The organism is Vibrio barjaei, from assembly GCF_001639065.2.
In the GTDB taxonomy this organism is placed as follows: domain Bacteria; phylum Pseudomonadota; class Gammaproteobacteria; order Enterobacterales; family Vibrionaceae; genus Vibrio; species Vibrio barjaei.
In genome coordinates this window covers 64,782-89,489 of the sequence record NZ_LQXO02000026.1, presented here as the reverse complement: position 1 = coordinate 89,489, position 24,708 = coordinate 64,782, and the positions used below count along the sequence as shown (strand labels likewise).

Annotated in this window: 20 protein-coding genes; 7 read left to right on the top strand and 13 right to left on the bottom strand. The window is 44.8% G+C overall.

Annotated elements, in window-relative coordinates:
* Positions 1-74: 74 nt before the first annotated feature.
* Entirely contained in the window at positions 75-617 is a 543-nt protein-coding gene (dsbB, locus tag AWH66_RS13025; protein ID WP_063606455.1) for a disulfide bond formation protein DsbB, read from the top strand.
* A gap of 72 nt (positions 618-689) precedes the next feature.
* Here the strand turns inward: dsbB and AWH66_RS13020 are convergent, their stop codons facing one another.
* On the bottom strand, positions 690-1,292 hold the full coding sequence (locus tag AWH66_RS13020; RefSeq protein WP_063606454.1) for a YecA family protein: 603 nt from the start codon (positions 1,290-1,292) through the stop codon (positions 690-692).
* A 123-nt stretch (positions 1,293-1,415) separates the two neighbouring features.
* Here AWH66_RS13020 and dusC point away from each other — a divergent pair, with 123 nt between their 5' ends.
* On the top strand, positions 1,416-2,378 hold the full coding sequence (dusC, locus tag AWH66_RS13015; RefSeq protein ID WP_063606453.1) for a tRNA dihydrouridine(16) synthase DusC: 963 nt from the start codon (positions 1,416-1,418) through the stop codon (positions 2,376-2,378).
* Positions 2,379-2,388: 10 nt separating this feature from the next.
* On the opposite strand, the gene malZ is transcribed toward dusC, so the two are convergent.
* The 4 genes from malZ to AWH66_RS12995 form a co-directional block, all read right to left on the bottom strand.
* Positions 2,389-4,221 (bottom strand): maltodextrin glucosidase, encoded by a 1,833-nt coding sequence (gene malZ / locus AWH66_RS13010; RefSeq protein WP_063606452.1) that lies wholly within the window; start codon positions 4,219-4,221, stop codon positions 2,389-2,391.
* Positions 4,222-4,375: 154 nt separating this feature from the next.
* Positions 4,376-5,170, bottom strand: a complete 795-nt coding sequence (locus tag AWH66_RS13005; protein WP_006070034.1) for an ABC transporter ATP-binding protein — start codon at positions 5,168-5,170, stop codon at positions 4,376-4,378.
* The gene (locus AWH66_RS13000; protein ID WP_006070033.1) at positions 5,167-6,108 is read right to left on the bottom strand and encodes an ABC transporter permease; all 942 of its coding nucleotides are present in this window, start codon (positions 6,106-6,108) and stop codon (positions 5,167-5,169) included. The genes AWH66_RS13005 and AWH66_RS13000 overlap by 4 nt, the downstream gene beginning before the upstream one ends.
* 71 nt (positions 6,109-6,179) lie before the next feature.
* On the bottom strand, positions 6,180-7,145 hold the full coding sequence (locus AWH66_RS12995) for an ABC transporter substrate-binding protein (RefSeq protein ID WP_063606451.1): 966 nt from the start codon (positions 7,143-7,145) through the stop codon (positions 6,180-6,182).
* A 391-nt stretch (positions 7,146-7,536) separates the two neighbouring features.
* Here AWH66_RS12995 and AWH66_RS12990 point away from each other — a divergent pair, with 391 nt between their 5' ends.
* Complete coding sequence (locus AWH66_RS12990) at positions 7,537-8,643, top strand: PQQ-dependent sugar dehydrogenase (RefSeq protein WP_063606450.1); 1,107 nt, start codon at positions 7,537-7,539, stop codon at positions 8,641-8,643.
* Between the two features lie 71 nt (positions 8,644-8,714).
* Here the strand turns inward: AWH66_RS12990 and yfbV are convergent, their stop codons facing one another.
* Entirely contained in the window at positions 8,715-9,167 is a 453-nt protein-coding gene (yfbV, locus tag AWH66_RS12985) for a terminus macrodomain insulation protein YfbV (protein WP_006070030.1), read from the bottom strand.
* Between the two features lie 338 nt (positions 9,168-9,505).
* Between yfbV and AWH66_RS12980 the strand changes: the two genes are divergently transcribed.
* Both AWH66_RS12980 and pta read left to right on the top strand, forming a co-directional pair.
* A complete protein-coding gene (locus AWH66_RS12980) occupies positions 9,506-10,702 on the top strand; it encodes an acetate kinase (protein WP_006070029.1) in 1,197 nt (398 codons plus the stop codon).
* Positions 10,703-10,830: 128 nt separating this feature from the next.
* Positions 10,831-12,975, top strand: coding sequence for a phosphate acetyltransferase (gene pta, locus AWH66_RS12975; RefSeq protein ID WP_063606449.1), 2,145 nt, complete (start codon positions 10,831-10,833; stop codon positions 12,973-12,975).
* 61 nt (positions 12,976-13,036) lie between these two features.
* Here the strand turns inward: pta and AWH66_RS12970 are convergent, their stop codons facing one another.
* The 7 genes from AWH66_RS12970 to AWH66_RS12940 form a co-directional block, all read right to left on the bottom strand.
* Positions 13,037-13,978, bottom strand: coding sequence for a glutathione S-transferase family protein (locus AWH66_RS12970; protein ID WP_063606448.1), 942 nt, complete (start codon positions 13,976-13,978; stop codon positions 13,037-13,039).
* Between the two features lie 233 nt (positions 13,979-14,211).
* Entirely contained in the window at positions 14,212-15,204 is a 993-nt protein-coding gene (oppF, locus tag AWH66_RS12965; RefSeq protein WP_063606544.1) for a murein tripeptide/oligopeptide ABC transporter ATP binding protein OppF, read from the bottom strand.
* Between the two features lie 5 nt (positions 15,205-15,209).
* Positions 15,210-16,181 (bottom strand): ABC transporter ATP-binding protein, encoded by a 972-nt coding sequence (gene oppD, locus AWH66_RS12960; RefSeq protein WP_006070025.1) that lies wholly within the window; start codon positions 16,179-16,181, stop codon positions 15,210-15,212.
* Between the two features lie 22 nt (positions 16,182-16,203).
* Entirely contained in the window at positions 16,204-17,106 is a 903-nt protein-coding gene (gene oppC, locus AWH66_RS12955; protein ID WP_063606543.1) for an oligopeptide ABC transporter permease OppC, read from the bottom strand.
* 15 nt (positions 17,107-17,121) lie between these two features.
* Entirely contained in the window at positions 17,122-18,042 is a 921-nt protein-coding gene (oppB, locus tag AWH66_RS12950) for an oligopeptide ABC transporter permease OppB (protein WP_006070023.1), read from the bottom strand.
* A 98-nt stretch (positions 18,043-18,140) separates the two neighbouring features.
* Complete coding sequence (locus AWH66_RS12945) at positions 18,141-19,772, bottom strand: ABC transporter substrate-binding protein (protein ID WP_063606447.1); 1,632 nt, start codon at positions 19,770-19,772, stop codon at positions 18,141-18,143.
* Between the two features lie 665 nt (positions 19,773-20,437).
* Positions 20,438-21,274: a response regulator transcription factor gene (locus AWH66_RS12940; RefSeq protein ID WP_063606446.1), complete on the bottom strand. Its 837-nt coding sequence runs from the start codon at positions 21,272-21,274 to the stop codon at positions 20,438-20,440.
* 335 nt (positions 21,275-21,609) lie between these two features.
* Between AWH66_RS12940 and AWH66_RS12935 the strand changes: the two genes are divergently transcribed.
* Both AWH66_RS12935 and AWH66_RS12930 read left to right on the top strand, forming a co-directional pair.
* Positions 21,610-23,226, top strand: coding sequence for a long-chain-fatty-acid--CoA ligase (locus AWH66_RS12935; RefSeq protein WP_063606445.1), 1,617 nt, complete (start codon positions 21,610-21,612; stop codon positions 23,224-23,226).
* Between the two features lie 227 nt (positions 23,227-23,453).
* Positions 23,454-24,680 (top strand): MFS transporter, encoded by a 1,227-nt coding sequence (locus AWH66_RS12930; protein ID WP_063606444.1) that lies wholly within the window; start codon positions 23,454-23,456, stop codon positions 24,678-24,680.
* Positions 24,681-24,708 lie beyond the last annotated feature (28 nt).

The window sequence follows — 24,708 nt, the reverse complement described above, 5'->3', positions numbered from 1 at the left end:
GTTGATTGTGAAACTAATCCGCGTTAAAAAGCTCTGAGTATTCAGAGCTTTTTTATTTCAACAAGGACGTATTCGTGACGGTTCTTTCCAACATCAAAGCATTTTCCAAAACTCGCTTGTCTTGGGGCCTGCTTTTTATCTGCACTATTTTCTTCGAGCTTTGTGCCTTATTCTTCCAACATGTTATGCAGCTTGGCCCATGCGTGATGTGTATTTATGAACGGGTTGCCATGTTTGGTATTACTGGTGCTGCGCTGATCGGTATGATCAATCCCAAAAATACAGTAATGCGTTGGATTGGATTTGGCGCTTGGGGCGCTTCGGCAATCAAAGGATTAACATTGGCGCTTGAACACGTGGACTATCAGTTCAATCCATCACCATTCAAGACCTGTGATTTGTTCGTCACCTTCCCAGATTGGGCACCTTTAAATCAATGGGCTCCTTGGTTATTTGAAGCCTACGGTGACTGCTCTAAAGTCGTTTGGCAGTTCCTAACACTATCAATGCCGCAATGGCTGGTGATTATCTTCGCGGGTAACTTAGTCGCGCTGGCTGTTATCATTATCTCTCAAAGCGCAAAACTGTCTGGCTCCAGAGCACGTGGTTTTCAGTAACGATTTTCGGTAACTGATTGATAAAACAAAGCCTCCAAATTGGAGGCTTTGTTTTTATATGGTTGTCAGAGATTACTGACCACAGCACTTCTTGAACTTTTTGCCGCTACCACAAGGACAAGTGTCATTACGGCCCACGTCTTTAAACGGGTTAACGGTTTGAGATTGATGTCCAATCATCATTTCATCAGCCGCCATACCTACTTCGTGTATCATCGCATCTAACTGTGGTAGAAATTCCGTTAGTTGTGGTAGCTGTTCGTACCCTGCTTGACGCATTTCGTTATGCGTCTGCTCTTCATCAATAGCCAGCATAAACGTAGTCAGCAGCGCTTGAAGCATGCGCTGCGTGCCATCTGCAAACTGCTTGTTAATCCATTGCTGTTCAACAGTAGGCCACACAGTCATAAACCCTTCGGCTACGTCTGCTAACTGTTCAGTATTACTGCCAATAAAATCCGTAAGATGGTATTGAGCCGTCTTCAATTGGGCGTATTGAGCATTTAGATGTTCTACAATCCATGCTTCTTGCTCAGCCGAATAGTCGCCGACTACATTAGCTAACCAGCTTTCCGGCTTTAATGGTTCAACAGCAAAGTTTGCCGCCAAGATTGCACCTTCAATAAATGCACTAGACTCACCTGTCCAATCAGCAGGTAGCTCGATGAATTTCATACGTTGATCTTTTATCTTAAAAATTTGCAGCAAGTATATTTGGCTACGTCGCTGAACTCAATGGTCGATTCTTTACCCTATAACAGGTAGAATCCTCGCTCCCTGAGTATAGTGAGAACTGGTATGCGTGTTGTTTTGGGCCCAATGGAGGGCGTTTTAGATCATCTAATGCGAGAGATTCTTACAGAGATCAACGATTACGATCTCTGTGTGACTGAGTTTGTTCGTGTAGTTGACCAAACCCTACCCGATCACGTATTCCACCGACTGTGCCCTGAGCTAGCGCAAGGCTCGATGACCAAGTCCGGTACACCCGTTCATATTCAATTACTGGGTCAAGACCCTCGCTGGATGGCAGAAAATGCTGTAAGAGCGGCAAGCCTTGGCGCTAAAGGTATCGATCTTAATTTCGGCTGCCCAGCAAAGCTTGTTAACAAAAGCAAAGGTGGAGCTGCCCTACTGCAACACCCCGAGCTTATTCATAACGTCGTTAAAGCGTGTCGTGAAGCCGTTGACCTAAATATTCCGGTGACAGCGAAAATCCGCCTAGGATGGGAAAACCCGGATGATTGCTTTGAGATTGTCGATGCGATTGAGCAAGCTGGAGCCAACGAGTTAACCGTTCATGCTAGAACCAAAACTGGTGGCTATAAAGCAAGCGAGATCAAGTGGGAATATATCAATGAGATCCGTAAGAAAACGTCAGTTCCCCTCATTGCCAATGGTGAAATTTGGAACTTCGAAGATGGTCAACGCTGTATAGAAACCACCGGTATCGATTCACTCATGGTGTGCCGTGGCGCGTTTAATGTCCCTAACCTCGGCAATGTAGTGAAACATAACCACACCGTGATGCCATGGCAGGACGTGGTTGATTTGTTGCTGGTCTACTCGACCTATGAAATCAAAGGCGACAAAGGGCTTTACTACCCTAACCGAGTAAAACAATGGTTCTCATATCTTCGTCAGCAATATCCTCAAGCGAACGAGTTGTTCCGAGAGATCCGCATTTTCAATAAGGCTGCACCTATCGTTGAGCATATACAGAACTACCGTGACAATGTACTTGAGACATTGCCACAGTAGTTTACTCAGGCTAATGGGTTAGTAGCAGTGAATGTTCGCCTTCTATCGAGACGGTGAGCATTCCTTTGTTAGCAGAGCTCATCTTCTCGGTAATTGGACAACGAAACGTTCCCTGTTCAATCCCCAGCTTCCATACGGGCAATTCTACTTGGTTAGACTGTTTTCCTAGATTGAAGCCACTTAGCACCACCTCACTATCTAGTTGGCGAGCAAACACTAAACAGGCTTCATCAACATACAAAGGCATAAAGCTACCTTTTTGCAGTGCTTTCGAGCTCCGACGAACGGCAATCATCTTTTTAAAGTACGGTAGCCATTCGCTGTGCTCAACCTGCTCCCAAGGGAAACAGCGACGGTTGTCTGGGTCATGAGAGCCCTCTAAAGCAATCTCGGCACCGTAATACAAACACGGCGTTCCCACATAAGACATCAACATTTGGTTTGCGATGGTAAACTTCGCTTTGTCGCCACTAAGTGTTGTAATAAAGCGTTCAGTATCATGGCTATCTAACTGGTTGAGTTGTGACAGCTGATTACTCCATGGTACCTTTGCACTCGCTTCCTGAAGCCATTCAAGAAAGTCATGACAGTCAATGTTTATTGGATCAAATTGGATGTCCTTGCTTGCTAGCAAAGCTCTAACGGGATGCGCAAATCCATAATAGTTCATCGCTCCATCTTCTTGATCACCCTGTAACCACTGAGTCGCCTCGAAGAAATGCTCTCCGAGCATATAAGAATCTGGGTTCACCGACTTCATCGAATCACGGAATGCTTTCACATAGTGCGCATTATTAGTTGCTCCCTCTCCTTCACCTAACATATGAATCACATCAAAACGCCAGCCATCGATATTGTAAGGAGGCTTGAGCCAATGCTTGATGACTGAGCTATCATCCAGATAAATCTGATTGCGTACTTCTTGGCTGTGGAAATTCAATACTGGTAATGTGTCAATCCCTTTCCAGCCAACGTACTTATCTGAATTACCTTCAAAAAAGTAGTAATCACGATACGGACTGTCTTGCGATGTATAAGCCCCATTACCATGACCAAGAATATCGAACCATGAATGAGAGATAGATGTGTGATTGAGTACCGCATCTAACACCACTTTCAAGCCCCGTTGATGAATCTTATCCGTCAATCGGGCAAATTGTTCATTAGTGCCAAATTTTGGATCAATAGAGTAGTAATCAACCGTATCGTATTTATGGTTAGAGTATGAAGTGAATATAGGATTCAGATAAAGCGTAGTGATACCTAAATCTTGAAGATAATCGAGTTTACTTTCGATGCCCGCAAGGTCACCACCGAAAAACTCTACCGCACCAGTATCGCCATGAGTACCAACACCCTCTCCCCACTGTTTTTTCACAGACTGTCTATTCCGAGCAGGGTATTGATACTCACCCGTTTCCACCGCTAAGTCTGGGTCACCGTTGCAAAAACGTTCAGGGAAGATTTGGTAGAAAACTTGTTCGGCTACCCAACTAGGTGGCTGATGACAGCGATTGTACTTAAAATGGTACTCTCGCCCCGGCATACGTTTTTGAACACCTCGTGCATCTAACCAATACTGCTCTTTTTGCGTCAGAGCTTTAAACACGTAGTAAGTGACATCTTTATCTTCGCTAAGAGGAAGCGTCGCCTGCCAAATATCAAGTCGTCCTTTCGTGCCCACTTTAGACATAGGGACTATGTACTCTTCATTGTCAGGCTCATGACGAAGACTGACCGACTCATAATCTTTTGCTTCAGCAAACAAAGTAATGGTTAGCTTATCTTCGACGCGCACCACCCCATCATGAGTCTGTGGATGAAATAAAAAAGGCTGTGTCATTGTTATTCTTCTTAAATAGAGGGAACAAGGTTACGTTATCTTAGTTGAATAACTGCAATAAAAAATCCCCCTTCAAATTGAAGAGGGATCACAGTCTGTAGGCGTAGCGCTGAGGCTTAGAAACAGCTCGACTATTGATGTTTAAAATAGACTGTTAACTCAATAGCAAACTGTCATCTGCCAGCTCTTCACCACGAACTTTTGAGAACATTTCTAATAGATCTGGAACTTGCATATTAGCGCGCTGTTCCCCTTCTACGTCTAAGACGATTTCACCTTGGTGTAGCATTACGGTTCGATCACCGCAGGCCAGCGCATCTTTCATCGAGTGCGTTACCATCATAACCGTTAGGTTAAATTCCTTGATCACCTTTTTAGTTAAGTCGATAACAAAAGCAGCCATACGCGGGTCAAGTGCCGCTGTATGCTCGTCAAGCAGTAACAGCTTACTATCCGACAGCGTTGCCATCACCAGACTTACCGCTTGGCGCTGACCGCCAGAAAGTAACCCAATATTGTCACTCAATCGGTCTTCAAGACCTAAACCAAGAATACTAATGCGCTCTTGAAATAGCTTGCGACGCTTTGACGATAACGACAAACTCCAACCACGTTTTTTACCACGCATGTATGCTAGGGCCATGTTTTCTTCAATAGAAAGGTCACCACACGTCCCGGCCAAGGGGTCTTGGAATACACGAGCGCATTGGTTTGCTCGCTGATCTACCGTTTGTCTGGTCACGTCCATTTCGTCAATGAGCACTCGACCGCCAATCATAGGTGTTTCACCAGTAACAGCGCCAAGTAACGTAGATTTACCCGCTCCGTTTGAACCAATCACCGTTAGAAACTGATGCTCTGGAACCTCTAGATTGACGCCTTTTAGTGCTTGGTTTTCTAGGATGGTACCTGGGTTGAAGGTAACTTGAATATCTTCCAAACGAATCATGCTACTTTCCCCGCTTTGCCTGAATTAGATACTGCTTGACTCTTTACAGGCTTAACGCCCTTTTTTGCTTTGAGGTTTCCTTTTAGTTTCGGAGCAATCAGTGCGATTGCAACCAAGACCGCCGTCACTAAGTTAAGATCCGATGCTTGCAGTCCAAACATGCCAGAACTTAATGCGAACGCCACAGCTAGACGATACAAAACGGAACCGACAATCACAGCAGTGACCGCTACCCAAATCTTTTTACCCGGAATCAACGTCTGACCTAGAATAACAGCGGCAAGACCAACCACTATCGTACCCACACCAGAAGTCACATCCGCAAAGCTATTGGTTTGAGCGAACAGCGCACCCGCAAAACCCACAAAACCATTAGATAAAGCGAGACAAAAATAGGTATAAAAAGAAGTGCTTGCACCTTGAGCTTTAACCATACGTGCATTGACGCCAGTCGCTCGTAGCCCCAAACCGAAGTCACTGTTAAGGAGGCGAACAACAAACCATGCCGATACCAGAACAAGTACACCCACCACTAACGGCCTGATATACATGGCATCACCCATCATTTCAAATGGCGTTAAAATGGTATCTTCACCAAGTAGTGCGATATTTGGGCGTCCCATGATTCGAATGTTGATCGAAAACGCTGCGATCATAGTCAAGATAGATGCAAGAAGATGAAGGATGCCACACCTAACGGCTAAGAATGCAGTCACCCAACCCGTTGCTGCACCAGCAACGATGGCCATCCCCGTTGCTATCCAAGGGTCGATTCCAGCCACAATTGCGGTCGCTGCAACAGCCGCTCCCATAGGGAAACTGCCATCAACACTAAGATCTGGAAAATCAAGAACTCGGAAGGTGAGATAGACACCCAACGCTACCAGTCCATAGATAAGACCGATTTCTAGAGCGCCGAAAAAAGCGAAAGCAGACATAACAACTCCTCTTCTGCTTAATAAAAAAGCTGGGCCTTAAGTCATAAAGCCCAGCCACTATCATTCGCGCGTTACTTCACGCTTGTTGCACGATCCATCACTGATTTAGGAATCGCTAAACCCAGTTTTTTAGCTGCTGTTTCGTTGATAACCAAGTCAGAGCCTTTCGCAACTTTGACATCCATTTGGCCTGGATCTTTACCATCTAGGATATCTGCCACGTAGTCTGCGGTTTGAACACCAATTTGGTAGTAATCAAACCCAAGACTTGCTACCGCACCACGCTCAACATAGGACGTTGCTGCACCAAATACCGGTTTCTTCGCTTGGTTTGCGGAAACAATCATGCCTTCAATCGCACTGGCAACCGTGTTATCGATAAGTGCGTAGATGATGTCTGATTTAGCGGCAATCGCTTGAGTGGCAGTTTGCACATCGGCACTTTTAAGTGCGGTTGCTTCTACCAATTCAATACCGCGCTTATCGGTACTCTCTTTAAGCAGTTTCATGAGGCTAACCGCGTTAGCCTCACCTGGGTTATAAACCACACCAATGCTTTTTACATTTGGCATAATTTCTTGAATTAATTCAATGTGTTGATCAACAGGAGAAAGGTCAGACAGACCTGTCACGTTTTTACCTGGTTGCTCAAGCTGCTTCACTAACTTTGCACCCACAGGGTCAGTAACGGCGGTGAAGACAACCGGTATATCACGTGTTGCTGATACCAGAGCCTGAGCCGTTGGAGTTGCTATACCAACAAGAACGTCAGGGCGCTCACCTACATATTGGCGAGCAATCTGTACCGCAATAGCTGGATTGCCTTGCGCTGTTTTATAGTCAAATTCTAGATTCTTTCCTTGCTCATACCCTTTCGCTTTTAAACCATCCACTAAGCCTTGGCGAGTCGCATCAAGCGCTGGGTGTTCAACGATTTGGGATACTGCCACTTTTGCCGTCTTTGCCATAATGCTCGTAGACGATAGTAGAGCTACGCCAGTTAGTGCTGCTGTGACAAGTAACTTGCTTGCTTTCATCTTCACTCCTTGATTCAGCAATTTTCCTTGTGAGGCAGAAAGCACTCACTCGAGAGGAAATTAGGTGTAATTATTGTTTTACATTCAGCATCGAATATTTATTTAATTTTCGACTTACTGCTATTTCTACCAGTAAGCTTACCAAATTGAAAGATAATATTAACAATCCGACCAGATAAACGTGCTGAAAGATTGATTTAAAGACATACATTTTAATCAAGATGTACACATTACGATACATGCGACTAATATTTGGTCAAATCTTAGCGTAATGCATTTTTGACAAAAGTGAAGGATTGTGAGTGATTTTTTGTGAAAGGTGTCTATATTCATACAGATAGCGTTCTGCTTCATATATGCTTGTTCCCGATAGATACCAAGGAAGACCTTCATGAACCTACATATTCAAAAAGCTCTGTTTATATCTCTCGTTTGTATGTTCTCTGTATTCGGGCTTGCTAGGGAATTGGAAAGCAGCAAGCTCGATAAAGTTGCCGTCATTGAAGGCGTGCCGTGGTCAATAGAGCCCATTGATAATAAACGTTTTTTGATAGCTTTACGCCAAGGCAGTCTTGTTATCCTTGATGGGGAAACCGGAAAGGCATCCCCTGTCTCCGGTGCGCCAGACGTGTATTCGTCAGGTCAAGGCGGTTTGATGGACATCGTCGCTAGCCCTAAAGAAAAAAGTGTTTTTTATTTCACTTATGCCAAACCCGACGGTAAAGGCGGTGCCCCGACACTTGCCAAAGCACGTTTAAACGGGTCAACCTTAGAGTCATGGCAGGACTTATTCTCCAGCAATGTTGTCGTCACCTCGGGGCGACATTTTGGCAGTCGTCTTGCTTTTGATGATGAGGGGTATATCTACATGACTATCGGAGACGCTGGGGAACGAGATAATGCGCAGCAAACCGACAATCACGCGGGCACTATCATTCGGCTCAATCATGATGGCAGCATGCCTAAAGACAATCCATTTATTGATAACAAGCGCTTTGCCCCCGAGATATACTCGTATGGTCACCGAAACCCACAAGGCATAATCTACGACAGTAAAAGAAAGCAGCTTTGGGCCATTGAACACGGACCACGAGGCGGAGATGAGCTCAACCTAATCAAAGCCGGCGCAAACTATGGCTGGCCAATCACTTCTCATGGAAAGGAATATTGGGGGCCGATTAATGCGGGTGAAGCTCAAGAAAAAGATGGAATAGAGTCGCCGAAGAAAGTGTACATCCCCTCTATCGCACCTAGTTCACTGCATCTTTATCAGGGAGACAAGTTCCCTCGATTAAACGGCATACTTCTGATTGGCGCATTAAAGCTCACTCATATGAACGTCCTCGATGTCAATGAAGCTGGCCAAGTACTCGAAGAACGCCGTTATTATGAAGAACTGGGGGAACGTATCCGCGATATTACTTCTGATACTGCGGGTAACGTATGGTTTACGACAGACAGTGGCAGCGTCTACAAGATCCGTCGAGCATATGAATAGTGGTAACAAGACAAGCCCCTACAAAACAAAACCCCGCATTGACGCGGGGTTTTGTTTTGAAACCAATTAGATTAGAACCAACGGTCAAAATCGCTACGGTCGAGCTGTCTAAACGCTCTATTTAGAGTGACAGCAAGTTCTTTATATTTGGGCTTGGCTTTAACTGGCTCCATCGCACAGCCCGTCTCAATGATTTTTTGATGCAGCTCTCGATACCAAGACGCAAGTGCTGGAGGTAGTTGTGTGTTGTAGCGGTTTCCAAGCCACCACATACCTTGAACTGGTAAGCTGATAGCAAACAGCGCGATAACTATAGATTGTGGCATGGCTTGAGCATTGCTAAACGCCATTTGCGTTAATACGCTAATAGCGGCAACCGCAGGCATGACTTTAATACCAAACTTTGTTGCTTTGATTATGCGCTGCTCTGGGAACAATGGTGTGAGTTCCTTTCTCATTGGCCACAGCTCCATGTACTTTTGGCCATTTTTTATACTCTGAGTCAGACTTACTCGCTCGCTCATAGGCAACCTCACTAAAAAAAAGTTGAACTCTTCAACTAAATCAGCAAAATATTGACTGAAGTTAATATTCTTTCAAATTTATTTTGTTATCTTCTGTCATTATCGTTATTCTTTGCGTTTCCTCAATCTCATTGTTGTCTTTATTTACAAATAAGGCAACCAAGAGATGAACGTCGCAAGGACGCAAGTGTGATTTTAATGAAGAAATCGCATATTATTATACGGCAATTGATGAATTTTTGACCAAGACTGAATGGTAAATCTTTTGTACCTTCTCAGCCTTGAGATACGTTTTATACCCCAATGATCCATGATCAATAAAATACAGGTAACCTCTAATGTCTAAGCTGGTTTTAGTTTTAAACTGCGGTAGTTCTTCTCTTAAGTTCGCCATCGTTGATGCAGAAAACGGTGATGAGCACCTAACAGGCCTTGCTGAATGTCTACACCTTCCAGAAGCTCGTATCAAGTGGAAACTTGATGGTAAACACGAAGCTCAACTAGGCGACGGCGCTGCTCACGAAGAAGCGTTAGCGTTCATGGTAGAAACTATCCTTGCTTCTAAACCTGAGCTAAAAGCTAACCTAGGCGCTATCGGTCACCGTATCGTTCACGGTGGTGAGCAATTCACATCTTCTGCTCTAATTACAGACGATGTACTTAAAGGTATCGAAGACTCTGCAACATTTGCACCTCTTCACAACCCAGCTCACATCATCGGTATCGAAGCGGCGAAGCACAACTTCCCAGAGCTTAAGAACGTAGCAGTATTTGACACTGCGTTCCACCAAACTATGCCTCAAGAGTCTTACCTATACGCTCTACCGTACAACCTGTACAAAGAGCACGGTATCCGTCGCTACGGCATGCACGGTACGTCTCACCTATTCATCGCACGTGAAGCAGCTGAACTACTTGGTAAGCCAGCTAACGAACTGAACATCATCAACTGCCACCTAGGCAACGGTGCTTCTGTTTGTGCTATCAAGAACGGTGAATCAGTAGACACTTCAATGGGTCTAACTCCTCTTGAAGGTCTAGTAATGGGTACCCGTTGTGGTGATATCGATCCAGCGATCATCTTCCACCTACACGACGCACTAGGTTACTCTGTTGAGCAAATCAACAACATGCTAACTAAAGAGTCTGGTCTTCTAGGTTTAACTGAAGTGACTTCTGACTGCCGTTTCGTTGAAGACAACTACGGTGAGAAAGAAGAAGCAACTCGTGCAATGGACGTGTTCTGTCACCGTCTAGCGAAATACGTAGCGGGTTACACTGCATCTCTTGACGGTCGTCTAGACGCTATCGTGTTCACTGGTGGTATCGGTGAAAACTCTGCTCCAATCCGCGAGATGGTTCTAAACCGTCTAGGCGTATTCGGCATCGAAGTTGACGGTGAAGCTAACCTTAAAGCTCGTTTCGGCGGCGAAGGCACTATCACTGCTGCAAGCAGTCGTATCCCAGCAATGGTTATCTCTACTAACGAAGAGCTAGTAATTGCTGAAGACACTGCACGTCTAGCAGGTCTTTAATTTTCAAACTGGCTAACTTAGGTTAGCCAGTTTTCTTATTGGGCTCAGCCGACCGTCTGCTTTTCTCCTAAAAAGGACGTTCACCACGCTGAGTTTCTTCCCTACATATAGTTTGAGGTACTCAAAGAATGTCCCGTACTATTATGCTTGTACCAACTAGCGCTGGCGTAGGTCTTACCAGTGTTAGCATGGGTGTATTGCGTGCTATGGAGCGCAAAGGTGTGAACGTTGCGTTCTACAAGCCTATCGCTCAGCCTCGCCACGGTGGCGATCAACCAGACTTAACTTCAACTATCGTTGGTAACAGCAGCGATATGAAAGTGGGCCAACCACTTCCAATGTCTGACGTTGAGAACCTATACGGTAGCGAAAAAGTTGATGTACTACTTGAGACAATTGTTGAACGTTACAATCAAGTAAGCAAAGACGCTGAAGTAACGCTTATCGAAGGTCTAGTACCGACTCGTAAACACCCATTTGCGAACGCAGTTAACGCAGAAATCGCAAAAACACTTGGTGCAGAGATCGTATTCGTAGCAACGCCAGGTACTGACAACCCAAGTCAGCTTAAAGAGCGTATCGAAGTTGCATGTACTAACTACGGTGGTACTAAAAACAAGAACATCTCTGGCGTTATCATCAACAAGCTAAACGCTCCTGTTGATGAAGCAGGCCGCACTCGTCCAGATCTTTCTGAAATCTTTGACGACGCAGACACCGCGCAGCAAGCTAACCTTGAAGTAATGCAAATCTTCAACACTAGCCCAATCCGCGTTCTTGGCTGCGTGCCTTGGAAGATCGATTTAATTGCAACGCGTGCAATCGACATGGCTCAGCACCTAAATGCTGAAGTGATTAACGCGGGCGATATTGAGAAGCGTCGTATTAAGAGCATCACGTTCTGTGCACGTTCTCTACCAAACATGATCGAGCACTTCAAACCAGGTTCTCTACTTGTTACTTCAGCAGACCGTCCAGACGTTATCGTCGCTGCGGCACTTGCTGCAATGAACGGCGTAGAAATCGGCGCTATCCTATTAACAGGTGGCTACGATGTTCCTGTTGAGATTGCTGACCTAATCAAGCCAGCACTAGATACTGGCCTGCCAATCTTTAAGGCTCAAGGTAACACATGGCAAACGTCTCTGAACCTACAGAGCTTTAGCCTAGAAGTTCCTGCGGACGATAAAGAGCGTATCGAGTTCGTTAACGAGCACGTTGCTGGTCACATCGACGGCCCATGGATTGACTCTCTACTTGAAGGTACTATCGGTACTCGTAAACTAAGCCCACCAGCATTCCGTTACCAGTTAACAGAACTTGCTCGTAAGGCCGGCAAGCGTATCGTTCTTCCTGAAGGTGATGAGCCTCGTACAGTTAAGGCTGCGGCTATCTGTGCTGAGCGTGGCATCGCGGAATGTGTGCTTCTTGGTAACCCTGACGAAATCAAACGCGTAGCTGCACAACAAGGTGTTGAGCTAGGTACTGGTGTTACTATCATCGATTCTGATGCGGTACGTGAAAACTACGTTGCTCGTCTAGTAGAGCTGCGTGGCGCGAAAGGTATGACTGAAGTTGTGGCTCGTGAGAAGCTACAAGACTCTGTTTACCTAGGCACAATGATGCTTGAAGCAAACGAAGTAGACGGTCTAGTATCTGGTGCTGTTCACACAACAGCAAATACTATCGTTCCTCCGTTCCAAATCATCAAAACAGCTCCGGGTACATCTATCGTATCTTCAATCTTCTTCATGCTGCTGCCTGATCAAGTATTGGTATACGGTGACTGTGCAATCAACCCTGACCCAACAGCTGAGCAACTTGCTGAAATCGCTATCCAATCTGCAGACTCTGCTGCAGCATTCGGTATCGACCCACGCGTTGCAATGATCTCATACTCTACTGGTGAGTCTGGTAAAGGTGCTGATGTAGATAAAGTACGTGAAGCAACCAAACTAGCAAAAGAGAAACGTCCTGATCTTATCATCGACGGTCCTCTACAGTACGATGCAGCGATCATGGAGAACGTAGCGGCTTCTAAAGCACCTAACTCTCCAGTTGCTGGTAAAGCGACTGTATTTGTATTCCCAGATCTAAACACTGGTAACACAACATACAAAGCGGTACAGCGTTCAGCAGACCTAGTTTCTATCGGTCCAATGCTGCAAGGTATGCGCAAGCCAGTTAACGACCTTTCTCGTGGCGCACTAGTAGACGATATCGTGTACACAGTAGCACTAACTGCGATTCAATCAGGTCAAGAGCAAAAGTAATCTGCTCTCTAACTGAATGAAAAAAGCCTCCATCATCGGAGGCTTTTTTATTGCACGCAATTTAACGCTCTCTTCCATGAGGCGAATCCAAGTCTAAATCTGGACCAACCGGGACGATTTGAGTTGGGTTGATACCCGTATGACTGAAGTAGTAGTGGCGTTTAATGTGGTAGAGATCAGTGGTCTCTTTAACACCGTTAACTTGGTATAGCTCTTTGAGGAAACCTTGGATATTTTCGTAATCAGCAATACGTTTTTTGTTGCACTTAAAGTGTCCCACATACACCGCATCAAAACGCACTAATGTGGTAAACAATCGCCAATCTGCTTCCGTTATCTGCTCACCCGTTAAGTATCGATGGGTCGCCAACTGCGCTTCTACCTTATCCAAAGCAGCAAACAAGCTATTGTAAGCTTCTTCATACGCCTCCTGAGTAGTTGCAAAACCGCAACGGTATACCCCATTGTTAATGTTTGGGTAGATAAACTCATTCCACTCGTCAATCGCGGACTGCAATTTCTCCGGATAAAAATCGTCACTATTACCTGTCAGATGGTTGAACTCCGAGTTGAACATTCGGATGATTTCCGATGACTCATTACTCACAATAGTATTGGTCTTTTTATCCCACAAAACAGGTACAGTAACTCGACCGGTATAGTCCGGTTTAGCTTGTGTATAAATTTGGTGAAGTTTGGTGAATCCAAATAGAGGTTCAGGAAGTCCAAAAGACCACCCTTCTGAAAGCATGTCAGGACACACGACCGTAACATCAATGTGCGGTTCCAAACCTTTAAGAGCGCGAAAGATCAGTGTTCTATGAGCCCAAGGGCACGCAAGTGATACGTATAAATGATAGCGACCAGATTCAGGCTGGAATTCTGCATGTGGGCTATTGTTTATCCAATGACGAAAGCCAGCATCTTCACGCACGAATTTACCACCAGACGTCTTAGTGTCATACCACACATCATGCCAAACACCTTCAACCAATTTACCCATGCTTTCATTCCTTCTCTTCGTTTAGTGATGACATTATATGAAGCGCGCGTGAAGAACTTGAGGGGATAGTTTGAAAGAAGTCGTTCGAATTAGTTGAAAGAGGCAGTAATGAGATCAAAAAAAGCGCGACTAAAAAAAATTGCCGCGCTTAGGCCCGTCACAGGCTGAAATAGCAGCTCTAATTACTCACACACAAGTAAGTAGAGCCTTTCCTTGCTGGTAATTGGGATTCCCTAAACCGTAACGTTTAGGCACGACACTGCGTGTACGTCCGTTCCCTGAATTGTTGGTTTCTGTTGAGCACACTGCTCCGTTGCTTGTGGGCAGCGTGTTCTGAATACACAACCTGATGGAGGACTGATCGGAGATGGTAGATCCCCTTCCAACATCTGAATGGTTTTAGTGCGTTCAATTTTTGGATCTGGAATCGGAACTGCTGACATTAGCGCTTTAGTATAAGGATGCGACGGATTGGCAAATAGTGCTTCTGCCTCACCTAACTCAACAGCATTGCCAAGATACATTACCAAAACACGATCAGAAATGTGCTTCACGACTGACAGGTCATGCGCAATAAACACTAGGCTCAAACCTAGTTCTTTTTGCAGCTCTTTCAGTAGGTTAACCACCTGCGCTTGGATAGATACATCCAATGCCGATACAGGCTCATCACAGATTATCATCTTAGGGCGTAAAATAAGTGCACGCGCAATACCGATGCGCTGACACTGACCACCTGAGAACTCGTGCGGATAACGGTTAATCACGTTTGGTAGCAGACCTACTTTCGCCATCATTTCTTTGACGCGATCTTTCACTTCCTGTTTTGAGAGCTCTGGATAAAAGGTCTCTAATGGCTCGGCAATGATGTCACCTACCGTCATACGAGGGTTAAGTGATGCCAAAGGATCTTGGAAAATCATTTGGATTTCTTTGCGAGTGTTTCGGCGCTCAACCGCTTGCATCTTAGTCAAATCTTGACCAAGCCACATCACTTCACCGTCTGTTGCTTCCACTAGACCAATAATGGCACGTGCAAACGTAGATTTGCCACAACCAGATTCGCCTACTACGCCAAGTGTTTCACCTTCGTATAAACGTACGTTTACGCCATCTACGGCTTTAAGCTGTGCAGGCTTTGACCAAGGCCAAGCTGATTTCGATGCAATGCTGAAGTGTACTTTTAGCTCTTTTACATCAAGTAATAGTGATTTGTTGTTTGTCATTGCATTCATTTTGCCCAAGCCTCCCAATCAGAAAAACACGCACGTTGACGACCTTGTCCAAAGTTCTCTAGTGTTGGCGCAGACACGCTACACTGTGGAGTTGCACGGTGGCAGCGCTCTTGGTAAGGACAGCCCGGTGGCAAACGTAATAAGTTTGGTGGATTACCTGGAATCGTTGGTAGGATCTCCCCTTCCGTGTCCAAACGAGGGATTGCCTTCAACAGGCCTTCCGCATAAGGGTGGCTAGGGTTATAGAAGATTTCATCTACCGTGCCGTACTCCATCGTACGACCTGCGTACATAACCAGTACTTTGTCACATGAGCCTGCAACAACACCCAAGTCATGGGTAATCATGATAATGGCCGTGTTGAACTCCGATTTAAGCTCGTTCAGAAGGTCCATGATCTGAGCCTGAACCGTCACATCCAATGCCGTTGTCGGTTCATCAGCAATCAGCAGTTTTGGACGACACAAAAGTGCCATCGCAATCATCACACGTTGACGCATACCGCCTGAGAATTCGTGTGGATACATAGTAATACGCTTGCGCGCTTCTGGAATTTTTACCGCTTCAAGCATACGCACAGACTCTTCGAATGCTTCTGCTTTACCCATGCCTTTATGCAGCATAAGTACTTCCATCAATTGGTCGCTAACTTTCATGTATGGGTTAAGCGACGTCATTGGGTCTTGGAAAATCATCGCAATTTGCTCAGCGCGAACTTTGTTCAACTCTTTTTCTGGCAAGTTGAGAATTTCGCGCCCTTCAAATTGTGCACTACCCGAGATGATACCGTTTTTCGCTAACAAGCCCATGATAGCGAATACAGTTTGCGATTTACCTGAACCGGACTCACCTACAATACCCAGCGTTTCGCCTTGGTTAAGGGAGAAGTTCAAGTCGTTTACAGCGGTAACAATACCGTCCTGCGTGGTGAACTCAACACGCAGATCTTTGACATCTAATAAGCTCATATTCAATCCTTTCTACTAGTTCTTATCTGTCTTTTGGATCCAGCGCGTCACGAAGACCATCGCCAACATAGTTAAAGCAGAACAAGGTTACGACCATGAAAATAGCAGGGAAAATTAACTGCCAAATAGCCACTTCCATTGTTTGAGAACCCTCTTGAAGCAGTGCGCCCCAACTGGTCATTGGCTCTTGTACACCAAGGCCAAGGAATGAAAGGAAAGATTCCGTCAAAATCATACTTGGGATAAGTAGTGTTGAGTACACCGCTACGATACCAAGTACGTTAGGAACAATATGACGTGTGATAATTTTCCAATTACTCACGCCGGAAACGTGTGCCGCTTCGATAAACTCTTTGCTACGTAAACTGAGGGTTTGGCCGCGTACGATACGCGCCATGTCTAGCCAAGCAATCGCACCGATAGCTACAAAGATAAGCACAATGTTACGACCGAAGAATGTCACTAGTACGATAACTAAGAACATAAACGGTACAGCGTAAAGGATCTCAAGTACACGCATCATAACGCGGTCAACACGGCCACCAATAAAGCCTGATGTAGCACCGTAAAGTGTACCAATCAGTACCGCAACAAATGCACCTAGAACCCCTACCATTAGAGAGATACGGCCACCCATTAGTGTACGCACATACAGGTCTCGACCAAGACTATCAGTACCAAACCAGTGCTCAGCACTTGGCGCAGCATGCATGGCATACCAATCTGTATCATCAAACGCGTATTGAGCAAACATTGGCAGGAAAATTACTGCTAATGTCATTAGGGTTAGAATAAATAAACTCACCATCGCAGCTTTGTTACGCATAAAACGGATACGCGCGTCTTGCCACAAGCTACGACCTTCAATTTCTAAATTTTCGGAAAACTTCTCTATCGCTTCCAAGTTTTCTTTTTTCGTTAGCATCATTACCACACTCCCTTAGTAACGAATTTTCGGGTCGATCATCGCAAGCAAGATGTCTACGATGGCGTTAAATAGAATGAATAGGAAACCAATTAAGATGGTGACACCCATTACTAACGAATAGTCTCGGTTAAAGGCTGCGTTTACGAACAGCTTACCGATACCAGGTAATCCGAAAATAGTCTCTACTACTACCGAACCGGTAATGATACCTACGAACGCAGGGCCCATGTAGGATACTACTGGCAGCAGTGCAGGCTTAAGAGCATGCTTAAGAACGATATAACGATAGCTCAAACCTTTTGCGCGAGCTGTACGGATAAAGTTACTGTTCAATGTCTCAATCATGCTACCACGGGTAATACGTGCAAACGTTGCAACATAAAGCAGTGACATGGCGATCACGGGTAATACGATGTATTGGAAGCCACCATCATGCCAGCCACCAGCGGGGAAAAGATTCCAATGCAGCGAGAACAGATAAATCAGTGCTGGTGCCAATACGAAAGAAGGCATAACGACCCCAAGCATGGCCGTGGACATAATCGTGTAATCGAGCCAAGTGTTTTGCCGTAAAGCGGCAATAGTCCCTACGGTTACACCCATGATAACGGTAAAGATGAAGGCAATCAGACCTACTTTGGCCGATACAGGTAGAGCAACCGAAATAAGCTCATTTACTGTGTAATCTTGATATTTAAAAGATGGACCAAAGTCACCTTGTAAGATGTTGGTCAAGTAAGTGGTGTACTGTTCGAATACTGGCTTATCAAGGCCATATTTTGCTTCAATGTTAGCCATAACTTCCGGTGGAAGTGGGCGCTCACTTGAAAAAGGGTTTCCTGGTGCGAATCGCATCAGAAAAAAGGAGACAGTAATTAATACCAACAGTGTTGGTATTGCTTCAAATATCCGTTTAAGTATGAATTTAATCATAAACTCATCCATCCAGTCTGTGACAATTAAAAATAAAATAGACACTGCGTGTGCTTATGCACACACAGGTCTTAGTTAGTTATATTTTTTATAGGGAATTATTTTGCTTTGATGTATAGATCTTTTGAGTAGATCTTATCTTCAGCGTTACCTTCTGGGTAACCACCAAGCTGAGGTGATACTAGACGTGTTGTAACATACTGATAGATAGGTGCAATCGGCATGTCTTTCGCTAGCAGCTTCTCTGCATCGATGTATAGCTTAGTGCGCTCTTCTTCCGAAGTTGAGTGCAGTGCTTTATCGATAATCTTGTCGTAATCTGCACTCTTATAGTGCTGACCAGCAGTTGTGTTCTGGCTAACCATTAGCGTTAGGAATGAAGACGCTTCGTTGTAGTCACCACACCAACCAGCACGAGCAACGTCGAAGTTACCAGTGTCTTTGCTGTCTAGGTATGATTTCCACTCTTGGTTTTCAAGTTTTGCGTTGATGCCTAGCTCTTTCTTCCACATAGAGGCGATTGCAACAGCAATCTTCTTGTGGTTTTCAGATGTGTTGTAAAGTAGGTTGAATTCTAGAGGGTTGCTCTTCGTATAACCTGCTTCTTCAAGAAGACGCTTCGCTTCAGCGATACGCTCTTTCTGAGAAAGCTGGCCGTACTCAGGAGTTACAGGGTCGAAGCCTGCAGTGATCTCTGGCGTTAGGAAATAAGCTGGTTTTTGACCTTGGCCAAGGATAGCTTTAGTAACGATATCGCGGTCCATTGCATAAGACATTGCTTTACGTACGCGAACGTCGTTAAACGGTGCTTTTTGTGCATTGAACTGGTAGTAATAAGTACATAGGTTACCCTTGATGTTTACATCTTGTGGGTACTCTTTTTGTAGACGACGGAAGTGCTCGTTAGGTACTTCGTATGTGAAATCTAGTTCGCCAGAAAGGAAACGGTTCATTTCAGCAACTTGGTTCTCGATAGGCAAGAACGTTACTTTATTAAGAACAGTGTGCTCGTTATCCCAATATTTAGCGTTACGTACAAGCTCTAGACGCTCGTTAACTACCCATTTGTTTGGAACAAATGCGCCGTTACCAACGAAGTTCTCTGGCTTAGTCCACTGGTCACCGAATTTTTCTACCGTTGCTTGGTGAACTGGCTTAACCGTTGTGTGACCCATCATCATTACGAAGTAAGGTACTGCTGTATCTAGTGTCACTTCTAACGTGTAGTCGTCTACTGCTTTAACACCTAGCTCGCTCTTGTCTTTCTTGCCAGCAACGATGTCTTTAGCGTTCGCCATTTTGGTATATTCCATATACCAAGCGTATGGAGATGCTGTTGCTGGGTCAACCGCGCGTTGGAAGCTGTATACGAAGTCATTCGCCGTTACAGGATCGCCGTTAGACCATTTTGCGTCTTTGCGTAGGTGGAAAGTGAAAGTTTGGTTGTCTGCCGTTTCCCAAGTTTCGGCAACACCTGGGATAGTCTTACCATTTGCATCTTGGTTAACTAGGCCTTCAAGAAGGTCACGAATTACGTGTGACTCTGGAACACCTTGAGATTTGTGTGGATCGAGTGTTGCTACCTCGGTACCGTTACCACGAACAAGCTCTTGTTTCTCTGCTAGTTTAGTGCCCGCTGGTACATCTGCGGCAAGAGTAGAAAAAGAAGTGGCAGCCACTGCCATACCAGCACCTAGAAGAAGGGCTTGCGTGATTTTATTCTTATACATGCATTTAACTCCAAGTTTTAATTTTGCATCCATGACTTCTTCGTAGGATTGCTAGAACGGACAGCATTTTAGATTTATTTAGCTCATTTTTTGAGCATTTAATTCTAAATCCATACAAAGATTGCGGTTCACATTACCAACCTTCGAACTAATTTGCCATATTTTTGTAGCAAAAATGGCATAATTCTCCTGCAATAGGTAAAAATTAGATGAATATACTGTAATGTGAAGGTGAATTGACAACTTCTCTCTACTCTGAGAAATATTGCCAGAAATTAATATTGATAATTCTATTTGTTAACGATTATTCAGCACATTGTGCCAATTATCCAGCAACAAGTTTAACAATTCGTTTTCATTCTACCCTTGCTGTAGAATTATCAAATGTCAAAAAAAACCTAAATGTGAACATAATCACACACAAGTGAATGACGCACAAAAACCCTAGGATAGAGATCACAAAAAGACCCGACCTCTGACTACCAGGAGGTCGGGGAAACTGATGTTTTCACGCGGCTCAAGCGTGAGTTCAGATAAGGAGATGTGTCACTAGCAAACTTCATTGCCGCAGCTTGATTGCTGCTGCTTGCCCGTGCCAACATCATTATTGTTCCGCGCTTTCGGTAGAAATTGAATTCCCCAATGAGGTGACAGTACCATCATCATCAGTGGACATGTTTGCCTCCGAAATAGACCGTCAATGGATCGATATTACTATCAGCAGGAACCGTCGATGCCGCCTCAAGAAAAAGAGAAAACAACTCGGATTGGGATGATATCTTGAGTTTGTTATGAATCCGCTTTCTGTAAACTTTGACCGTTTCGGTGCTGACTTCTAACAATGGTGCAATCGCTTTGGTTGAATAGCCTTGCAGAACCAGTTGCGTCACTTGGCATTCCCTTTCACTGAGGAAGTCTTTCCCAAAGTTACTAAAAATGTCATTGAGCTGATGCCCAATCGTTCTTTCTTCTGGGCTACCCAACTCAAAATGTTTACGAATGGCTGATTTAAGCATGTCAAAGTATAAATTCAGACGGTACTTCTCATCACATTCAACGCTCTGTTTATTTCTCAGCCCAGCAGAAAGCACCAAAGTGAATCCTTCGGTACAAGTCACAATCAATCCTATTTCTTGCTGTAAGCCAGTCTTTTTGTATATCTGATGGTAATAATCACTGCTATAAAACTCGTCCGGAGCGATTTCATCCAGTTTATACACCCCTTCTCTCACGCCTCTGCGGATCAGTTGGTAAAACGGATCCAAAACTAACGCCCCCATAAATTCTTTATCTCTGCTCTGTTCGGCAAAGAAGTTGGTATCGTTATAGATGACCACAGGGGCTTTATCTTCGCTAAAGCCCATAACAACCAGACTTTCATAGTCAACAATATTGGTGATTAGCTGAGACAGTTTTTCCAAAAAGCACTGCTCACCTATTGCTTCAATAAGAGGAGGATAGCGATGGCTAAACTCCATCCACCCGTCCATAAAAATTGACATAGACACTCCTTATCACGTATCGCTCCCTGATGAAATACCACGTCAAGGGAACGAGCTCAAATCCACCAATTAAATATCTCAAACGATGACCTAACGACCTATTCGATTTGTCAAACTCGCGACTATTTTTGGACATTATTTAGCACACAATGGCAAATATTGTTGATGATAAAAAGTAAAATACCTGCGTTTTGATGAAAGCCATCACAGATTGAACCTAGTTCCAACGTAGACCTCTTAAGTCACCTCGAGCACGTAACCCCATCAGGGTACATACCCAAAAGAAAAGCGATCACATACTGTTTACATTTCATCAACACAAATGGAGTTGCATAATGAAAGGACAGATGATGAACGTCCCCCTCACCATCACTGAAATCATGCGTCACGCCGACCGCGTCAATGGCGATACCGAAATAGTCTCGGTAACCTACGACAACCCTAGACACCGCTATACTTTGTCTGACGCCTTTTCGCGAACTCGACAATTGGCGAATGCCCTCAAATCATTGGGATTAAAAAAGGGTCAGCGTGTCGCTACGCTTGCATGGAATGACTACCGACATCTTGAGCTGTACTACGCCATCTCTTGTTCTGGGGGGGTATTACACACCGTCAACCCTAGACTCTTTGAACAACAAATTGAGTACATCATTAATCATGCAGAAGACACCATAGTGTTCTTTGACCCACTCTTCGCACCTCTTATTGAAAAACTGCAAAGCAAACTCGCTACCGTTAACCACTTCATCGCACTAACGGACCATGCTCACTTACCTGAATCTCAAATCGAAAACCTATTGGACTACGAAAGTTTTATCGCAGACCGAAGCACTGTATTTACTTGGCCAGAGCTAGAAGAAGATGACGCCAGTTCTCTATGCTATACCTCGGGGACAACAGGTCATCCCAAAGGCGTGCTTTACTCACATCGGTCGACAGTCCTTCATTCATTAGGCAGTGCTCTACCTGATGCGTTTGGGCTTTCCATCGATGAATGCGTAATGCCTATCGTACCTATGTTTCATGTCAACGGGTGGGGGCTGGCGTACAGTGCCCCAATGACTGGGACTAAGCTCGTTATGCCCGGACCAAAAATGGCAGATGGTGCCACATTGACTGAGCTTATTAACAATGAAGGTGTGACCATGACAGCGGGTGTGCCGGTGGTGTGGCTGATGTTGTTGGAGCACTTAAAACAGTCAGAGCTGCAAATACCAAGTCTCAAGCGAATCGTCGTCGGGGGCTCTGCTTGTCCTGAAGTGTTAATAAGGGAGTTCGATGAATTATTTAATGTCTCGATGCACCATGCGTGGGGTATGACTGAAATGAGCCCTCTTGGCACCTTCAATAAACTCAAGCCAAAGCTACGTTCACTTGCTGACGAAAAAAAGATGGGGTACCAGCTTAAACAAGGTCGCATTGTGTTTGGCGTAGACATGCGAATAGAAGATTGGCAAGGCAATCAGGTACCGTGGGATGGTCACCAATTTGGCTCGGTCAAAGTACGAGGCCCGTGGATTGCCTCAGGGTACTACAAGCAGGGTGAGAGTGTTGATAGCAACGGCTACTTTGATACCGGAGACGTGGCCAGTATTGATTCTGATGGTTATATGCAAATCACCGATCGTTCAAAAGATGTCATTAAGTCAGGGGGCGAATGGATTAGCTCAATTGAACTGGAGAACATTGCCGTAGGGCACCCTGATATCAAAGAAGCAGCAGTGATTGGTGTTTCGCACAACAAGTGGGGCGAACGCCCGCTGCTTATTGCAGTAACTCATGATGTGACTGTAACAGAATCAGAGCTCTTGGCTCACTTCGATGGTAAAGTCGCAAAATTCTGTATCCCCGATGCCGTTGAGTTTATTAACGAACTTCCCCACACCGCCACTGGCAAACTCAGTAAAAAAGATCTGCGAGATCACTTTAAAGACTATGTTCTCGGTTGATCGTCGCTTTGAGTTAAACGATAACACGCCACATAGATAACGCCCCTCTAAACCTTCCCGCCCTCAATATGTGTTCGATGAACAGATATTGAGGGAAGTAACACTTTACACAACAAGTACAATTGCAACATTTTTGTAACCCATAAGGGTACTACTGTAATTCATCAATAACACTCATGATTAACATATCATTAACAAACCTAATCTAGGATGGATAGGAGATAACTATGTTAAAACACTTTGTGAGCCCCGCCAGGACAATCGACTCCAAAGCCCTGATCATTGCTGCCATGATGCTGGTAATGTTCGCCCCAAATGCCTTTAACTTTCTACCTTTTATGTTAGGTGGTGCGGCCGAAGTGATGTCATTAAATGACGCACAAATCGAAAGTATTGCCATGTACGAATTATTAGCCACCGCCCTTTCATCACTCCTCTTCTCGTTGCTACTCATTCGTCGTACTAATTGGCGCTATATTGGATACCTTGCTGCACTTGCACTGATTGCTGGCAACTATTTAAGTATGACTGCACAAGATTTTGACAGTTTTATACTAAGTCGCCTCATTGCAGGTAGTGGTCAAGGTATTGGTTACTCATTAGGTCTTGTCGGAATGAGTGTTACTCGTCACCCGGGTCGAAATTTTGGCTATATGATTGCAGCTCTGAATGTATGGTTGATCACGTGGTTTATCCTCATTCCTGAGTTAATGGCAACCTATGGCTTGAATGCGCTATATCAATTCTTTATGTTCGCATCCGCTCTTTGCTTAGTGGCATTTTGGTTCTACCCAGATAATGGTCGTCTCGACAAAGATCTTGAGATATCAGAAGGTAGTCAGAGCAAGGTGGATAAGAAAACATTTGTCGTCCCAATGATATGGGTTGGCGGTGCATTTCTTGTGTACAGCTTGAGTCTAGGAATTATTTACCCGTACATCGAAATTATTGGCGATGATATGCAAGCCTCCACCGAAGATGTCGGTTTAGTATTGGCGGTTGGTTCGGTAATGGCAGTTGTTGGTGGTATTTTGACGGCTGTAGTGGATAAAAAGTACAGTCATACCACTATAATTGTCTCGTTAAGTATCATCAATGCCGCAGTTTGCTTTGGTATGGCTAGCACCAATGACACCACCTCTTTCCTCGGTTTTTCAGCATTTTACATCATGCTATGGAACATGATGTATGCACGTTACTACACCGCATTAGCCACCACCGATAAGTCGGGGTATTTCAGTTCCTACGGGCCAGAGATTGGTACAGTAGGTCTTGCACTTGGGCCAATTGTCGCCCAGTCAGCTACGGCAACTGGTGATTTTCAAGGACAAGTCGGTGTCGGCGCTATCTGCATTGTCGTCGCCACAGTGATGGTGTTCATAGGCCTTGGTAAATCCAAAATCATAGAACGCTCTTTAGCTACGTCAACTGATTCAAATCATCAGAAAGCATAAAGTAAAGGAGCCGATATCTTATCGGCTC

Excerpts from the sequence above, each read along its gene's own strand:
- AWH66_RS13020 (WP_063606454.1), bottom strand. The coding sequence starts at position 1,292 with ATGAAATTCATCGAGCTACCTGCTGATTGGACAGGTGAGTCTAGTGCA.
- dusC (WP_063606453.1), top strand. The coding sequence starts at position 1,416 with ATGCGTGTTGTTTTGGGCCCAATGGAGGGCGTTTTAGATCATCTAATG.
- malZ (WP_063606452.1), bottom strand. The coding sequence starts at position 4,221 with ATGACACAGCCTTTTTTATTTCATCCACAGACTCATGATGGGGTGGTG.
- AWH66_RS13005 (WP_006070034.1), bottom strand. The coding sequence starts at position 5,170 with ATGATTCGTTTGGAAGATATTCAAGTTACCTTCAACCCAGGTACCATC.
- AWH66_RS13000 (WP_006070033.1), bottom strand. The coding sequence starts at position 6,108 with ATGTCTGCTTTCGCTTTTTTCGGCGCTCTAGAAATCGGTCTTATCTAT.
- AWH66_RS12995 (WP_063606451.1), bottom strand. The coding sequence starts at position 7,145 with ATGAAAGCAAGCAAGTTACTTGTCACAGCAGCACTAACTGGCGTAGCT.
- AWH66_RS12990 (WP_063606450.1), top strand. The coding sequence starts at position 7,537 with ATGAACCTACATATTCAAAAAGCTCTGTTTATATCTCTCGTTTGTATG.
- yfbV (WP_006070030.1), bottom strand. The coding sequence starts at position 9,167 with ATGAGCGAGCGAGTAAGTCTGACTCAGAGTATAAAAAATGGCCAAAAG.
- AWH66_RS12980 (WP_006070029.1), top strand. The coding sequence starts at position 9,506 with ATGTCTAAGCTGGTTTTAGTTTTAAACTGCGGTAGTTCTTCTCTTAAG.
- pta (WP_063606449.1), top strand. The coding sequence starts at position 10,831 with ATGTCCCGTACTATTATGCTTGTACCAACTAGCGCTGGCGTAGGTCTT.
- AWH66_RS12970 (WP_063606448.1), bottom strand. The coding sequence starts at position 13,978 with ATGGGTAAATTGGTTGAAGGTGTTTGGCATGATGTGTGGTATGACACT.
- oppF (WP_063606544.1), bottom strand. The coding sequence starts at position 15,204 with ATGACAAACAACAAATCACTATTACTTGATGTAAAAGAGCTAAAAGTA.
- oppD (WP_006070025.1), bottom strand. The coding sequence starts at position 16,181 with ATGAGCTTATTAGATGTCAAAGATCTGCGTGTTGAGTTCACCACGCAG.
- oppC (WP_063606543.1), bottom strand. The coding sequence starts at position 17,106 with ATGCTAACGAAAAAAGAAAACTTGGAAGCGATAGAGAAGTTTTCCGAA.
- oppB (WP_006070023.1), bottom strand. The coding sequence starts at position 18,042 with ATGATTAAATTCATACTTAAACGGATATTTGAAGCAATACCAACACTG.
- AWH66_RS12945 (WP_063606447.1), bottom strand. The coding sequence starts at position 19,772 with ATGTATAAGAATAAAATCACGCAAGCCCTTCTTCTAGGTGCTGGTATG.
- AWH66_RS12940 (WP_063606446.1), bottom strand. The coding sequence starts at position 21,274 with ATGTCAATTTTTATGGACGGGTGGATGGAGTTTAGCCATCGCTATCCT.
- AWH66_RS12935 (WP_063606445.1), top strand. The coding sequence starts at position 21,610 with ATGAAAGGACAGATGATGAACGTCCCCCTCACCATCACTGAAATCATG.
- AWH66_RS12930 (WP_063606444.1), top strand. The coding sequence starts at position 23,454 with ATGTTAAAACACTTTGTGAGCCCCGCCAGGACAATCGACTCCAAAGCC.